The 15006-nt window shown below is 45.3% G+C and carries 15 protein-coding genes; 6 read left to right on the plus strand and 9 right to left on the minus strand.

The window, feature by feature from the left end:
- Complete coding sequence (locus INE92_RS11680; RefSeq protein ID WP_004304415.1) at positions 1–195, minus strand: DUF4248 domain-containing protein; 195 nt, start codon at positions 193–195, stop codon at positions 1–3.
- A gap of 50 nt (positions 196–245) precedes the next feature.
- Between INE92_RS11680 and INE92_RS11685 the strand changes: the two genes are divergently transcribed.
- The 6 genes from INE92_RS11685 (at position 246) to INE92_RS11710 (ending at position 6747) form a co-directional block, all read left to right on the plus strand.
- Entirely contained in the window at positions 246–392 is a 147-nt protein-coding gene (locus tag INE92_RS11685; protein WP_008771318.1) for a hypothetical protein, read from the plus strand.
- A gap of 36 nt (positions 393–428) precedes the next feature.
- Entirely contained in the window at positions 429–938 is a 510-nt protein-coding gene (locus tag INE92_RS11690) for an HU family DNA-binding protein (protein ID WP_087322471.1), read from the plus strand.
- 49 nt (positions 939–987) lie between these two features.
- The gene (locus INE92_RS11695; protein WP_149939068.1) at positions 988–1083 is read left to right on the plus strand and encodes a smalltalk protein; all 96 of its coding nucleotides are present in this window, start codon (positions 988–990) and stop codon (positions 1081–1083) included.
- A 189-nt stretch (positions 1084–1272) separates the two neighbouring features.
- Positions 1273–2328: an efflux RND transporter periplasmic adaptor subunit gene (locus INE92_RS11700; protein ID WP_004304417.1), complete on the plus strand. Its 1056-nt coding sequence runs from the start codon at positions 1273–1275 to the stop codon at positions 2326–2328.
- A gap of 66 nt (positions 2329–2394) precedes the next feature.
- Positions 2395–5427 (plus strand): efflux RND transporter permease subunit, encoded by a 3033-nt coding sequence (locus INE92_RS11705; protein ID WP_004314201.1) that lies wholly within the window; start codon positions 2395–2397, stop codon positions 5425–5427.
- A 48-nt stretch (positions 5428–5475) separates the two neighbouring features.
- Complete coding sequence (locus tag INE92_RS11710; protein ID WP_195436562.1) at positions 5476–6747, plus strand: TolC family protein; 1272 nt, start codon at positions 5476–5478, stop codon at positions 6745–6747.
- 107 nt (positions 6748–6854) lie between these two features.
- On the opposite strand, the gene INE92_RS11715 is transcribed toward INE92_RS11710, so the two are convergent.
- The 8 genes from INE92_RS11715 to INE92_RS11750 form a co-directional block, all read right to left on the minus strand.
- The gene (locus tag INE92_RS11715) at positions 6855–7196 is read right to left on the minus strand and encodes a type II toxin-antitoxin system RelE/ParE family toxin (protein WP_004300933.1); all 342 of its coding nucleotides are present in this window, start codon (positions 7194–7196) and stop codon (positions 6855–6857) included.
- Positions 7186–7449, minus strand: a complete 264-nt coding sequence (locus INE92_RS11720) for a hypothetical protein (RefSeq protein WP_004304421.1) — start codon at positions 7447–7449, stop codon at positions 7186–7188. The genes INE92_RS11715 and INE92_RS11720 overlap by 11 nt, the downstream gene beginning before the upstream one ends.
- A 103-nt stretch (positions 7450–7552) precedes the next feature.
- Entirely contained in the window at positions 7553–8788 is a 1236-nt protein-coding gene (locus INE92_RS11725) for a sodium ion-translocating decarboxylase subunit beta (RefSeq protein ID WP_004300937.1), read from the minus strand.
- Complete coding sequence (locus INE92_RS11730; RefSeq protein WP_004300939.1) at positions 8788–10623, minus strand: biotin/lipoyl-containing protein; 1836 nt, start codon at positions 10621–10623, stop codon at positions 8788–8790. The genes INE92_RS11725 and INE92_RS11730 overlap by 1 nt, the downstream gene beginning before the upstream one ends.
- A gap of 26 nt (positions 10624–10649) precedes the next feature.
- Positions 10650–10910 (minus strand): OadG family protein, encoded by a 261-nt coding sequence (locus INE92_RS11735; protein WP_004300941.1) that lies wholly within the window; start codon positions 10908–10910, stop codon positions 10650–10652.
- Between the two features lie 978 nt (positions 10911–11888).
- Positions 11889–12728, minus strand: coding sequence for a FecR family protein (locus INE92_RS11740; RefSeq protein ID WP_128859128.1), 840 nt, complete (start codon positions 12726–12728; stop codon positions 11889–11891).
- A 10-nt stretch (positions 12729–12738) separates the two neighbouring features.
- Positions 12739–13329: an RNA polymerase sigma factor gene (locus tag INE92_RS11745; RefSeq protein ID WP_008025991.1), complete on the minus strand. Its 591-nt coding sequence runs from the start codon at positions 13327–13329 to the stop codon at positions 12739–12741.
- A gap of 77 nt (positions 13330–13406) precedes the next feature.
- Positions 13407–14981, minus strand: a complete 1575-nt coding sequence (locus INE92_RS11750) for a peptide chain release factor 3 (protein WP_009040526.1) — start codon at positions 14979–14981, stop codon at positions 13407–13409.
- Between the last annotated feature and the right edge of the window lie 25 nt (positions 14982–15006).

The following is a 15006-nucleotide window of genomic DNA, read 5'->3' on the forward strand; positions in this document are numbered from 1 at the left end:
TTAAGGCTCTCCCAAATACTTCTCAATCAGCTCCACCTGCAACGGTGTGAGCCAATGTATCCAAAACGCCCAGCCGGTAGCTTCGAGAGCCTCCAGCAGCTCCCGGTTTCGGCGGATGCATTTATTTAAATGTCTTCTTGCCACATCGGCACTTGCATACGGCATATAGAGTAATGCCAATTCCGTTTTCTTCATAGATTTTCTTCTTTTAATTTATTATTTACGTCATGTAAAGATACTGTTTTTTGCGTAGAAATGCAAGCAAATACACAGATATTCAAGCGTTTGCCTTCACTTACCGGCAGATACCGTTTCATGTTTCCTCCCCTGCCGGTTGGGGTATCTTTGCTACTGTAAAAGAGACAGAAAACGTTCGTTTACTGACTCAATAAAATCTTATTTATTCACTTAAAAAGGAGGAAATCAGTATGTTGATTTACAAAGCGGTTCAGTCCAATATCGCATCGAAGGACAAAAAGAAGAAATGGCATCCCTGCCTGATTAAAATGGGAAACGTAGTGGATACGCAAATGATTGGCGAAACGATTGCCGAACGGTCATCACTGACGGCCGGTGACGTGCACAACGTGATCCGAAACCTGATGGCAGTGATGCGCGAGCAGTTGCTCAACAGCAGGACAGTGAAACTCGAAGGATTGGGCACATTTACCATGGTGTGCCAGTCACGCTGCAAGGGGGTGGATGCGGAAGCCGATGTTAGTCCGGCACAAATCACGGGATTGCGTTGCCAGTTTACCCCGGAATATACGCGGGATGCCGGTGGAAATATCACCCGTGCGCTGATTCAGGGAGCGTCATATATCCACGTCAACCAGTTGACGAAAGCACTGGGAGCGGGAGGCAGTGGCAACACCGGAGGTTCGGGTGATGACAAACCGGGTGGCGGTGGTCAGGAAGCGCCCGATCCGGCAGCGTAATAGAATAGGTGATAGAGGATAGTGTGGTATGGAAAGGAGGTGTTGAATTATGAAGAAATCCATTTGGAATACGATTTTAAAAGTCGTCATTGCGGTTGCTACTGCTATTGCAGGCGTCATTGGAGGTCAGAACCTGATGATGTAAAATGACACAAAAGAGTTGGACGGGAATTTTACCTTAGAAACGGTAAAGTTCCCGTTTTTTTGTGTTCCATATAAAGGTTAAGAGGCAGGATATGAAAAGACAGGAATGTTGAACATAAATAAACAGGAGTTGTTTTAGTATATTATTCGCTATTTATCAACGCAAAACCTCTAAACATCAACGTGGTATATGAAAAAGAAATTTGGATTCGTCCTGGCGGCTGCAATCTTGCTGGCTGGCTGCGGACAGAAAAAAGAAACGACAACGACAACTGCACGTCCCGTAAAGACTACGATTGTCGAGTCAAGATCGATTATCAGAAAAGATTTCTCGGGAATCGTGGAAGCGGTGGAATATGTGAAGCTGGCTTTCCGGGTCAACGGACAAATCATTCAGCTTCCTGTCATCGAAGGACAGAAAGTGAAAAAAGGACAGCTCATCGCAGCTATCGACCCCAGAGACATCGCGTTGCAATATGCCGCTACGAAATCGGCATACGAAACGGCTTCGGCACAAGTGGAACGTAACAAACGGCTCCTCTCCCGGCAAGCGATCTCCGTGCAGGAATATGAAATCAGCCTCGCCAACTTCCAGAAGGCGAAGTCTGAATACGAACTGTCTGCCAACAATATGCGCGACACCAAGCTGACAGCTCCTTTCGACGGTTCTATCGAAAAACGACTGGTGGAAAACTATCAGCGTGTCAACTCCGGTGAGGGTATCGTGCAGCTTGTCAATACACACAATCTACGTATCAAATTCACCATTCCGGATGCGTATCTTTATTTGTTGCGCGCCAAAGACCCGCGTTTCCTTGTAGAGTTCGACACATTTAAAGGACACGTGTTTCAAGCGAAACTGGAAGAATATCTTGATATTTCTACGGATGGCACAGGAATTCCGGTCAGCATCACGATTGACGATCCGTCATTCGACCGCGATCTGTATGCAGTGAAACCCGGTTTTACGTGCAGCATCCGTTTCACGGCAGATGTAGGTCCGTTGGTGCAGGATAGCTGGACGATTGTACCGCTTAGTGCCGTATTCGGCGAAAGCGAAGGGAATAAAATGTATGTCTGGGTGGTAGAAGACAATAAAGTCCACAAACGGGAAGTGACCGTCAACGCCCCGACCGGAGAAGCACAGGCGCTCATCTCGGAAGGTTTGAAACCCGGTGAAAAAATCGTCATAGCAGGCGTATACCAACTAGTAGAAGGAGAATCTATCACAACTGTTGACAGGTGATAGTTGGTAAATGATTATGTAATCATTTATCCGCTGTCATTCATCAATTATCAACGATCATTTATTATGAGTTTAGCCAAATATTCATTAGATAATACGAAAATCATCTATTTCTTTCTTGCTGTATTGCTGATTGGGGGAATCACTTCCTTCGGCAAGCTGGGTAAGAAAGAGGATGCTCCTTTCGTCATAAAGTCGGCGGTTATTATGACCCGCTATCCGGGTGCCGAACCGGCAGAAGTGGAGCGGTTGATTACCGAGCCTATCTCTCGTGAAATTCAAAGTATGAGCGGTGTGTACAAGATAAAATCAGAATCGATGTACGGGCTCTCAAAAATCACATTCGAGTTGCAACCTTCCTTGTCGGCAAGCTCCATTCCGCAGAAGTGGGATGAGTTGCGACGGAAGGTGCTAAATATACAGCCACAATTGCCGAGCGGTGCTTCCGCACCGACGGTTTCCGATGATTTCGGCGACGTGTTCGGTATCTATTACGGTCTGACGGCGGACGACGGTTACACATACGAAGAGATGCGCAACTGGGCGGAACGGATCAAGACGCAGGTAGTGACGGCGGACGGGGTGATGAAAGTCGCCCTGTTCGGGACGCAGACGGAGGTGGTCAATATTTTTATTTCCACCAATAAGCTCGTAGGTATGGGCATCGACCCGAAACAGCTTGCCAGTCTGTTGCAATCGCAGAACCAGATTATCAATACCGGAGAAATCCGTGCCGGCGAGCAACAGCTCCGGGTGACTGCCAACGGTATGTATACCACCGTAGACGATATCCGCAACCAGGTGATTACCACCAAAGCCGGACAGGTGAAACTGGGCGATATCGCCGTCATCGAAAAAGGATACATGGACCCTCCATCCAACATCATGCACGTGAACGGCAAACGTGCCATCGGCATCGGCGTCTCCACCGACCCGCAACGGGACGTGGTGCAGACGGGCAAGAACGTGAAAGCCAAACTGGACGAATTGTTGCCACTGATGCCTGTGGGACTGGAACTGCAAAGCCTGTATCTGGAGAACGAAATTGCCAACGAAGCCAACAACGGATTTATCATCAATCTGATCGAATCGATTCTGATTGTAATTGTGATTATCATGTTGGTGATGGGTTTGCGCGCAGGTGTGCTGATCGGCTCATCACTGATTTTCTCTATTGGCGGCACATTGCTTATCATGTCTTTCTTCGGTGTCGGACTGAACCGTACTTCATTGGCGGGATTTATCATCGCCATGGGGATGCTGGTGGATAACGCCATCGTGGTAACAGACAACGCACAGATTGCCATCGCCCGCGGAGTAGACCGACGGAAAGCGCTGATAGACGGAGCAACCGGTCCGCAATGGGGATTGCTTGGGGCTACGTTCATCGCTATCTGTTCGTTCCTCCCGCTCTACCTTGCTCCTTCTGCCGTGGCGGAAATCGTGAAACCGCTTTTTGTGGTGCTTGCCATCTCACTGGGATTGAGCTGGGTGCTCGCGCTGACGCAGACCACTGTTTTCGGTAACTTCATCCTGAAAGCGAAAGCAAAGGACGGCACGAAAGACCCGTATGACAAACCGTTCTATCACAAATTCGCCTCCATCCTCCGCACGCTGATTCGCAGGAAAACATTGACCCTGGGTTCGATGGTAGTGCTCTTTGTTGCTTCGCTGGTTATCATGGGAATGATGCCGCAAAACTTCTTCCCTTCTCTCGATAAGCCTTATTTCCGGGCGGACGTGTTTTATCCCGACGGGTATAGCATCAATGATGTAGTGAAAGAGATGAAATCCGTGGAAGAGCATCTGGCAAAGCAGCCGGAAGTGAAGAAAGTGTCGATCACCTTCGGCAGCACGCCGTTAAGGTATTATCTGGCTTCTACTTCGGTAGGTCCGAAACCGAATTTTGCCAATGTATTGGTTGAATTGACGGACAGTAAATATACAAAAGAGTATGAGGAAGATTTCGACGCGTACATGAAGGCGAATTATCCGAATGCGATTACCCGTACCAGTCTGTTCAAACTGTCGCCTGCGGTGGATGCCGCTATCGAAATCGGATTTATCGGTCCGAATGTGGACACGCTTGTGGCGCTCACCAACCAGGCTTTGGAGATTATGCACCGGAATCCGGATTTAATCAATGTGCGCAATTCGTGGGGAAATAAAGTTCCTGTATGGAAGCCTGTATATAGTCCCGAACGGGCGCAACCGTTAGGGGTATCGCGTCAGGGAATGGCACAAAGTATCCAGATCGGAACCACAGGTATGACGCTTGGAGAGTACCGGCAGGGCGATCAGGTGCTTCCTATCTTATTGAAGGATAACACAGTGGATTCGTTCCGCATCAATGACCTGCGCACGTTGCCCGTGTTCGGCACGGGGAATGAGACGACCAGTCTGGAACAGGTGGTATCGGAATTTGATTTCCAATATCGTTTCTCGAATGTGAAAGATTACAACCGGCAAATGGTGATGATGGCGCAATGCGATCCGCGTCGCGGAGTGAATGCGATTGCTGCTTTCAATGAGGTTTGGCCGCTGGTGCAGAAAGAGATTAAAGTGCCGGAGGGGTATACGATGAAGTATTTCGGGGAACAGGAAAGTCAGGTGGAGTCTAACGAGGCGTTGGCCAAGAATTTACCGTTGACGTTCTTCCTGATGTTCGTCACGCTGTTGTTCCTGTTCAGAACGTATCGTAAGCCGACAGTGATCTTGTTGATGTTACCGCTTATTTTTATCGGTATCGTTTTGGGATTGGTGTTGCTAGGCAAGTCGTTCGACTTCTTCTCCATCCTTGGTTTGCTCGGACTGATTGGGATGAATATCAAAAATGCGATTGTACTGGTGGAACAGATTGATCTGGAAGCAAAAACGGGCAAAAAACCGTTGGATGCTGTTGTCAGTGCTACAACGAGTCGTATTGTCCCCGTAGCAATGGCGTCCGGCACTACCATTCTGGGTATGTTGCCATTGTTGTTCGACGCGATGTTCGGCGGTATGGCGGCTACGATTATGGGAGGCCTGTTGGTGGCTTCGGCTCTGACGCTGTTTGTTCTTCCGGTAGCTTATTGTGCCATTCAGAGAATCAAAGGCTAATTGCCTTCTCTTATATGAAACTTGAATTTATTGTATAGATTGAATAAAATGAAAACTCAACTTATAACTCTGTCTCTGCTGTTCCTCGGTCTCACTGCCAGGGCACAGCAGCCCTATCTTAGCCGGGAAGCTTACCGGGATAAAGTGGAAGCTTACAGTCAAATTCTGAAGCAACAGAAACTAAAGACAATGGCAAGTACGGAAGCACGGAAGATTGCTCACACGGGATTCTTGCCAAAAATAGATGTCAATGCGGACGGGACCCTCAACATGAGCGACCTTAATGCTTGGAACGAACCGGTAGGCGAATACCGCAACCATACCTATCAAGGTGTATTTATCGTCTCGCAACCGTTGTACACGGGCGGGGCACTCAACGCCCAGCACAAGATTGCCAAAGCGGACGAAAAGCTGAATCAACTAAATGAGGAGCTTACCATCGACCAGATTCATTATCAGAGCGATGCAGTTTATTGGAATGCTTCCGCTTCACAGGCTATGTTGCAGGCGGCGGACAAGTATCAAAGTATTGTGAAGCAACAGTATGACATCATTCAGGATCGTTTCAACGACGGGATGATTAGTCGCACGGACTTATTAATGATTTCCACCCGGTTGAAAGAAGCGGAATTGCAATATATCAAGGCGCGTCAGAACTATACGCTGGCGCTGCAAAAGCTGAATATCCTGATGGGAGAAGAGCCGAACAATCCCGTAGACAGTCTGTACACGATTGACACGGCTTCCGCTCCGGTGCAGATCCTTTCTCTGGAGAATGTACTGCAACGTCGCGCGGATTACGAAAGTACGGAGGTGAATATCATGAAAAGTCAGGCGCAACGCAAAGCGGCTCTTAGCCAGTTCAACCCGCAATTGAATATGTATTTCAGCGGTGGATGGGCTACAGCTACACCTAACCTCGGTTATGATGTTTCTTTCAATCCCATCGTCGGCATTAACCTGAATATACCGATCTTCCGTTGGGGAGCCCGGTTCAAAACAAACCGTCAGCAGAAAGCGTATATCAGCATACAGAAACTGCAACAAAGTTATGTGACGGATAATATCAACGAGGAACTTTCTGCCGCCCTAACCAAACTGACGGAAACGGAATATCAAGTGAAAACCGCCAAAGAGACTATGAATCTGGCTAATGAAAATCTTGATTTGGTTTCTTTCTCGTATAATGAAGGAAAGGCAAATATGGTGGATGTACTCTCCGCACAATTGTCATGGACGCAGGCGCACACCAATCTGATTAATGCGTATCTGTCGGAAAAGATGGCGGTAGCGGAATACAGAAAGGTTATCAGTGAATAAATTTAGAAACAAAAGAAACTTGTTCACAAAGTCTTAGTCTTATAAAAGAAATCGTCCTGTTATCACGTAACCGTGAAACAGGACGATTTCTTTTTATATCATAAGGACTACAAAATACCGTTTTGCTTCAGGATATCTTCTATTTCCTTATCTGTGATATTTGCACGTTCTGACTTATCATAAATAGTGAGCAATTTTATCTCTGTATCTATTTCTGTCCAGATTATCGTATAGGTTATCACCCGTGCACCTCCACTTTTACCTTTATTTTTCGAAGTTATCGCTATACGTATTTTACGAAGATTGTTGCCCAAACTGACTCCTTGTTCAGGATTTAATAACAAATCATTTCCAAAATTCCTAAGATCTTCTTTCAACGATTTATACCGTTTTGACAAATGCTTCATTTCCCTTAAAAATTCGAGGGTAACGCTTATTCTATATTTCATTAAGGGCATCATCTAATGACTTAAACTCCAACTTACCCTCCAGATTCAGTTTCAGTTCCTTACACGCCTGATCTAAGCTTGCCAGAATCTCCGCCTTTGTCTGGTAGGGAGCTGCTTCCTCTGCGACAACATTCGTTTGCTCTTCTTCACAACTCAACATCGATTTCACTCTCCGCAGAATAGCGACATCATCCACATCCAGAATCCGCCGAATCAGTTCGTTCTTTTCGGCTTCCAATGACATTGCACTCATACGCTTGCTATTTTTACTGTTATACATTCACACAAAGATAACGCTATCAAACGAATCTTCCAAGTGTGAATGTATAAAAAGTCTTTTTCAGGCAGGAATTATCTTATGCAAGGAAGGAGATCAACACACCCGCAGCTACGGCAGAACCGATTACTCCGGAGATGTTGCTTGCCATGCAATACTGCAATACGTGATTCTTCGGATCGTATTTCAAAGCAATCTCATTGGCTACACGGCTCGCCATCGGAACGGCACTCAAACCAGTAGCACCGATAAGCGGATTGATTTTCTTCTTCGAGAAGAGATTTACCAGTTTCACAAAGAAAATACCACCGGTTATAGAAAGTGCAAATGCAAGGAATCCACCGATCACAATACCGATTGTTGTCCAGTTGAGGAATGCTTCGGCTGTCATCGTTGCTCCTACAGACAGTCCGAGGAAGATGGTGGCAGCATTCATGATGCTATTGGAAGCGGCATCGAACAAGCGGAATGTGTTAGTTCCGATTTCTTTCACCAGATTACCAAACATCAACATCCCCACCAAAGGCACTGCACTTGGCACGAAGAGGGCAACAATAGTAGTTACCACAATCGGGAAGATAATCTTCAATACACGCAGGTTCTTGATTTCAGTCTTCGAAGGGTACTTCTTTTCCTGTTCTTTCATGTTGATGCTCAACTCTTTCTTCGTACAGAACAGCTTCACTACCAGCGGAATAATCACCGGAACGAGCGCCATGTACGAATAAGCGGCAATGGCAATCGGGCCCAGCAAATGCGGCGCCAGTTTGATGGTGGTAAAGATGGCTGTCGGACCATCCGCGCCACCGATAATGCCCAGAGAAGCGGCTTCCTGTGGAGTGAATCCCATCAGGATGGCTACCAGCAATACGGTAAAGATACCCAACTGTGCGGCTGCACCGAATATAGAAAGATGCAGGTTACGCAACATCGGCCCGAAGTCCGTCAACGCACCGACACCCATAAAGATGATCGGAGGCAGGAAACCTGTTTTAATCAACATATAGTAGATGAAGTTCATGATTCCCAGTTCGTGGGCAATGTCATGCAAAGGCATTTCCCAGATGTTCTTCAACACTCCGTTTACCATCACCATACCATTTTCGTCGGCCTGAATCACGCCCATATCTCCTCCGGGGAAGTTGGCTAGCAACACACCGAAAGCGATGGGGACAAGCAGCAACGGCTCGTACTGTTTCTTAATACCCAAATAGAGCAGAACGAACGCGATGGCATACATTATCAGGAACTGCGGTTCGGCAATGATATTGCTGAACGCAGTCATGTCATATAAGTTCTCAAATATTTCGTTCATTATCCTATCTTCATTAATACGTCATCTTCTGAAACAGCATCTCCCGGGTTGACACAGATAGCAGTCACTGTACCGCCAAACTCTGCACGGATGGCATTGTAGGTCTTCATCGCTTCTACATAGCAGATTACATCACCTTCTTTCACAGTGTCACCTACTTGCAAAGGAGTTTCCTGCGCACCTTTCACTAAGAAGAACTTGCCTTCCAACGGAGAAAGTACTTCTTTACCCTCTCCTGCCGGAGCAGCGGCAGCACCCGCAGGAGCAGCAGGTAGTTCGGTATCACCGTATGCTACCGTCACACGATAGGCCTGTCCGTCCACTTGTACGGTCAGTGTCTTCGGTTTGGCATCTTCTTCCGGAGATTTATCTTTTTCGGCACGACGTTTGACTACGTCTTCCAGGAAGTCTTCTTTTGCTTTGCCACTCTTGTAAGCCTCATATTGAGCCGGGTGCATAGCATATTCGAAGAGTTCTTCGTCGTCCTGTCCTACTTCCCATTTGTTCTCTTTCATCAGTTTGCGATATTTGTCGAGGGCATCGGGATAGTTATTCTGCGGATCACCTTCAAAGAACTTACGGCCTTCACGTTCTGCCTTTTCAATGATTTCGGGAGCAAGTTTGCCCGGCAGACGTCCGGCTTTACCCAGAATCATATCCCAGATATCATCGGCAATCATTCCCCAACGTTCTTTTCCTTTTTCCATAGCCATCACATTCATCATGGCGAGGTTCTTCACGTATTGGCTGAACGGAGTCACCAATGGAGGATAACCGACACGAGGCCATACGTATGCCACTTCATCAAACAGCTTGATAAGAAGCTGGTCTTGCGTCATAAACGGCAGATTGTGTTTTGCCTTATATTTATTGATTGATTCCAGATTGGATTCGAGATCGGCCATCAAACTACCCATCATACCGCCGGGAAGTCCGGGAGCAATCAGCAAAGAGTTCATCAGACGGTTTTTCGGGCTGATATACAAGCCGAGGAAGTCGTCCATAAATTCCTGAATCATGCCGCGCACTTTCATGTAGGCTTCCATATTGATTTCGGGCACTTGATATCCGGCGTCTTTCAGCATCGCCTGCACACTAAGCAAGTCAGCATGGCCTGTTCCCCATGATAGTGGTTCCATGCCTACGTCGATGTAGTCGCAACCGGCTTCGCATACTTCGAGGATGCTTGCCATATTGAATCCGGGACCTGCATGACTGTGATACTGAACGGGGATTTCGGGATGTGCCGCCTTGATATTTGCTACGATCTTACCTAACGATACAGGACGGCCGATACCTGCCATGTCTTTGATACAGATTTCGTCTGCTCCCAGTTTGATAAGTTCCAGCGCCATATTGGTGTAGTACTCTACGGTATGGATAGGCGAATGAGTGATGCAAAGCGAGCATTGCGAAATCATGCCTGCTTCCTTTGCGTATGTGATGGAAGGAGCAATGTTACGCACGTCGTTCAATCCGCAGAACGTACGGGTAATGTCTGTTCCTTGTGCTTTCTTTACTTTGTAGAATAATTTGCGGACGTCTGCCGGAACGGGGCTCATACGGAGTCCGTTCAGTGCGCGGTCGAGCATGTGGGTTTGAATACCGGCTTCATGGAACGGTTTTGTCCATTCGCGTACCGCTTTATTCGGGTTTTCACCAAACAATAAATTTACCTGTTCAAAACCTCCGCCGTTTGTTTCTACGCGGGCAAAACAGCCCATTTCAATGATGGCAGGAGCTACCTTTACGAGTTGGTCTACACGAGGTACGTATTTTCCGGCAGATTGCCACATATCTCGGAAAACCAAACTAAACTTTACTTCTCTTTTCATGTCTTTCAGTGATATTCTTTATAGATTTATAATTTTTCTACTTTAGTGATTTTTCCTTTACCTTGTGTCACCACATTTACAGCAGCTGTAATGGCGGCTAAGATGTTTCCCGGAACAGGGGCAGGACCTTGCGATGCTTCCCGCTTCACAGGAACCACTTCTTCAGGAGCATACTTGTTGACTAATGTAATCAACAACTTACCTAAATAAATCACAATCAGCAGAATAACAAACACGGTAGCCATTCCGACCACCATCAGCAGGATCGCTGTTTCGATATTTTCCATATAATAAACTATTAGTATTTTAAGTTGTTCGTCTAAAAAGCGTCCGAAAATACCAAATTTTTATTATAAAATAAATTAAGAAAGGAATATAATGTATAAAAACGTCATTTCTCTGATTGGAAAACTGGGGAAGTTTAATGATTTATGATTTATGATTTATGATTTAGCGTGCCATCCACATCTAAACTAAATTCCCATTTATCTTATTTACTATCTGCTTCTATTGCATAACCCAAATAGTAAATGGTAAATAGTCCAATAGTAAATCGTCCTATCTATTGTTCCTACAAAAAATGTGAGAGAAAGCCCCTCAACTTTCTCTCACACTCTGATAAAACAATTATTAAATAAAAATACTCAATGATAGACCGGTTCAGCCCTTTTCTGGTTTCATACCCTCTTAACCTACTATTAAACTACCAGATAAAAAACCGGTCTTGTTAAACCTCTCATGGGCCATCACGGCTTTCATTCTTTTAATTAGCGTAGCAGTCTAGTTGAAAAACCCTTTTTTTTAAGCCAACTAAGTCTGTTTAATCGGAAAAAACAAGCCTCTAAAGCTCATATCACGTCCGATGAGGGAATCTTTCCGGCTTACGTTTGTGGCAGGAATAATTCATCTGCCGCTGTCTATTGTTTGCTTTGAGCCCTAGTTTGCATTTCTTTTAAAACATTGTTTGTTTTGGGTTAAATTTAAATTTTATAAAAAGCATCTATTGTTTGTTTTGAGTTTAGCTTGTAATTCTCTATAAAACATCTATTGTTTGTTCTGAATCCCGGCCTTATTTCTGCCGGATAATTTCTAATTTCTTCTACAACATTTAATCTTCTAATCAATTCTACCGTTTTCTTCAAATATCATTAAATAGCTCATCTATTAGAAAGAGAAGCATCCGTTGTTTTTTTACCAAGAAAAAATGAAGAAAATTTGAAGAAAAACAAAAAAGCCTCTTCTGGATAGTCAGAAGAGGCTTTTTTTTATTTTAAAATAATTTCTTTCCCTCGAATTTGATAACTGATTCCACACGATCCAAAGACTTTTTCCAGTGTGGCGTTCAGGTCTTTTGTTAAGACCGTCCCGTTGTAGGTCAGCCCCTCGCATTTCTCATGTCCGACGACTGTTACTTCAAATATATGCTCAATATCTGCCACTACATTTATTAGCGGATCGTCTTCATACCCCAACACCTCGGGGAACTCCGATTCTTCTGCCTTTTTCTCTACCGGCACAATCTTGTTCTCATCGCAATGAACGCTTTCCCCGGCAAGCAATGTACGCTTACCTACAGCAGTCTCGACTTGCACACTTCCTTCCTCACAGTTGACGGTCATCTTCTTTCCTTGCTGATCGATGAGGAATTTCGTTCCCAGTACGGTTACGTCGCCGGCTTCTGTACGGACCGTGAATGTCTTGCCTTTGGTTACGTTAAAAGAGGCTTTACCCAATAGTTGCAATTTGCGCTCCCAAAGCCATGTGATATGATTGTAAGTCAGGCGGGAATTTTCCATCACCTGCACAGTACTGCCATCCGGCAATTCATAGTTCATAGCAGTGTTATCAGTCACCACCTTTTCTTCTGCCAGGAAGTAACCGCCTATCCCCAAAAGAAGGACAACTGCCGCTGCCACTCCCCATGAGAAAGAGAAACTTCTCCCCGCACCTTGCTTTCTTCCCCGGCTTAAGGCGATCTTATGGCTCTCCTCACGTTGCAACTTCAGCTTATCACCTATTTCTTTTTTACGAGAAAAGATTTCGCCAACCAGAGGAAGTTTTCCTTCTTCTAAGTATTTATCTAAAGATTCTGTCCACTTTTCCATATCTCACACCTCAATTAAAAATCCACAAATTAGCTGCTACCAACAACAAGAAAGATTTGCTCATACGCTCCCGCAAACTGGAGATAGCCATATGAGTAGTATTGTAAACCGTACGTGAAGTGAGTCCCATCACCTGGGCTATTTCTTCCGGACTCATCTTCTTATAATACTTAAGATACAATACCTCCCGCTGTTGCTTTGTCAAATTGTTCAGCTCTTTCTGCAAAACTTCTAGCTGTTCTTTTTCTAACTCTGAACGGATAATAGCAGTTTCAATATCAATCTCCAGATCAAACTGATATTCATTTGTGCCTACTTCATCCAGTGATTTTAATGAGCCACTATTCTCCTTTTTCAGTTCGTTCACTATCATGTGTCTCAACGAAACACATAAGTAAGCGGGTATGGATTGAGGAGCCGTGCAAGTTTCTCTTTTCTCAAAGATGTAAACAAACAACGACTGTATCGCCTCGGTTACCAGAGTCTCATCACCGGCTATCTTCATGCCATATCCATACAGTAAATCTGCATATTGCTCATAAAGCTGCCGGAATGCCTCTTCATCCCCTTGCTGAATTTTATCCCAGGATAGTGTCTTCATTTCTATTCACTCATTTATATGAGATATGTTTTTCCTTTTTTTACCTGATTTTTTAGTTAAAATCAACGGAATATGTTTTAAAACTCACTTGTAAAGTGGAATTTGATGTGTTTAAAGTCCATCTGCGCCATCTGAAGTACATAACCGGAGTCTGCCAGGAACACATCGCGCCCTTCTCTATCCTTTGCCATATACTGGTATTTACGTTTCTTGAAGGCTTCCAGTTCTGCGGGATCATCGCTTTCTACCCAACAGGCTTTATAAAGACTTACCGGTTCCCAGCGACAGGACGCATTGTATTCATTCAACAAACGGTACTGAATGACCTCAAACTGCAACTGTCCCACCGTACCGATAATCTTACGGCCATTGAACTGATTGACAAACAACTGTGCCACACCTTCATCCATCAACTGATCGATACCTTTCGCCAACTGTTTCTGCTTCATCGGATCGGCATTTTCAATATACTTGAACATCTCCGGCGAGAAGCTCGGCAATCCGCGGAAATGAAGCATTTCACCTTCTGTCAGCGTATCGCCAATCTTAAAGGTACCATTATCCGGTAAACCAATAATATCTCCTGCATAAGCTTCATCAATCGTTGTTTTACGCTGTGCCATAAACTGGGTAGGCGACGAAAAACGCATGGTCTTTCCATGACGAACGTGCACATAGGGAGCATTGCGGACAAACTTGCCGGAGCAAATCTTACAGAATGCCACACAAGAACGGTGATTGGGATCAATATTGGCTGTGATCTTAAAGATGAATCCGGTGAATTTCGGTTCGTCGGGATTCACTTCACGCTCTTCTGCCTGTACGGGACGAGGACTGGGAGCTATCTCCACGAAACAGTTCAGCAGCTCTTGCACACCGAAGTTGTTCAACGCTGATCCGAAGAATACAGGTGCACAGTCTCCTGCGAGATAGGATTCCGAATCAAATTCGGGATAAACACCTTCGATCAGTTCCAGATCACCACGCAGCTTGTCTGCCAATGGCTTGCCAATCTGCTGATCCAGTTCTTCCGTATGAATATCGACTGCCACTTTTTCCGTTACCATCTGTTTGGATGGCTGGTACAAGTCCAGTTTCTGTTCGTAGATGTTGTATACTCCTTTGAAACGTGCTCCCTGCTCTATCGGCCAGGACAAGGGACGAACCTGAATCATCAGTTCTTCTTCGAGTTCATCGAGCAAGTCGAACGGTTCTTTTCCTTCACGGTCCATTTTGTTGACGAAGATTATTACCGGAGTCTTTCTCATGCGGCATACCTCCATCAGTTTACGCGTCTGCGTTTCCACCCCCTTCGCACCGTCTACAACGATGATAACACTGTCTACAGCAGTCAGTGTGCGGTATGTATCTTCAGCAAAGTCCTGGTGACCCGGAGTATCGAGAATGTTGATTTTATAATCCCGATAGTCGAACTCCATCACGGAAGTCGTTACCGAAATACCACGTTGTTTCTCGATTTCCATCCAGTCGGACGTAGCCGTCTTTTTTATCTTATTACTCTTTACAGCACCTGCTACCTGTATCTGACCACCGAAAAGCAATAGCTTTTCCGTCAATGATGTCTTACCGGCATCCGGATGCGCAATAATGGCGAACGTTCGCCGTCTCAAAATTTCTGTATTATCTGCCATATATTAATATGAATGAAGAATGAAG

Origin of the sequence: Bacteroides xylanisolvens (assembly GCF_018289135.1) — a bacterium.
Lineage (GTDB): Bacteria > Bacteroidota > Bacteroidia > Bacteroidales > Bacteroidaceae > Bacteroides > Bacteroides xylanisolvens.

Bases quoted from the DNA above. Each gene is read 5' to 3' on its own strand.
- INE92_RS11680 (WP_004304415.1), bottom strand. From the start codon at position 195: ATGAAGAAAACGGAATTGGCATTACTCTATATGCCGTATGCAAGTGCC.
- INE92_RS11690 (WP_087322471.1), top strand. From the start codon at position 429: ATGTTGATTTACAAAGCGGTTCAGTCCAATATCGCATCGAAGGACAAA.
- INE92_RS11695 (WP_149939068.1), top strand. From the start codon at position 988: ATGAAGAAATCCATTTGGAATACGATTTTAAAAGTCGTCATTGCGGTT.
- INE92_RS11700 (WP_004304417.1), top strand. From the start codon at position 1,273: ATGAAAAAGAAATTTGGATTCGTCCTGGCGGCTGCAATCTTGCTGGCT.
- INE92_RS11705 (WP_004314201.1), top strand. From the start codon at position 2,395: ATGAGTTTAGCCAAATATTCATTAGATAATACGAAAATCATCTATTTC.
- INE92_RS11710 (WP_195436562.1), top strand. From the start codon at position 5,476: ATGAAAACTCAACTTATAACTCTGTCTCTGCTGTTCCTCGGTCTCACT.
- INE92_RS11715 (WP_004300933.1), bottom strand. From the start codon at position 7,196: ATGAAATATAGAATAAGCGTTACCCTCGAATTTTTAAGGGAAATGAAG.
- INE92_RS11720 (WP_004304421.1), bottom strand. From the start codon at position 7,449: ATGAGTGCAATGTCATTGGAAGCCGAAAAGAACGAACTGATTCGGCGG.
- INE92_RS11725 (WP_004300937.1), bottom strand. From the start codon at position 8,788: ATGAACGAAATATTTGAGAACTTATATGACATGACTGCGTTCAGCAAT.
- INE92_RS11730 (WP_004300939.1), bottom strand. From the start codon at position 10,623: ATGAAAAGAGAAGTAAAGTTTAGTTTGGTTTTCCGAGATATGTGGCAA.
- INE92_RS11735 (WP_004300941.1), bottom strand. From the start codon at position 10,910: ATGGAAAATATCGAAACAGCGATCCTGCTGATGGTGGTCGGAATGGCT.
- INE92_RS11740 (WP_128859128.1), bottom strand. From the start codon at position 12,728: ATGGAAAAGTGGACAGAATCTTTAGATAAATACTTAGAAGAAGGAAAA.
- INE92_RS11745 (WP_008025991.1), bottom strand. From the start codon at position 13,329: ATGAAGACACTATCCTGGGATAAAATTCAGCAAGGGGATGAAGAGGCA.
- INE92_RS11750 (WP_009040526.1), bottom strand. From the start codon at position 14,981: ATGGCAGATAATACAGAAATTTTGAGACGGCGAACGTTCGCCATTATT.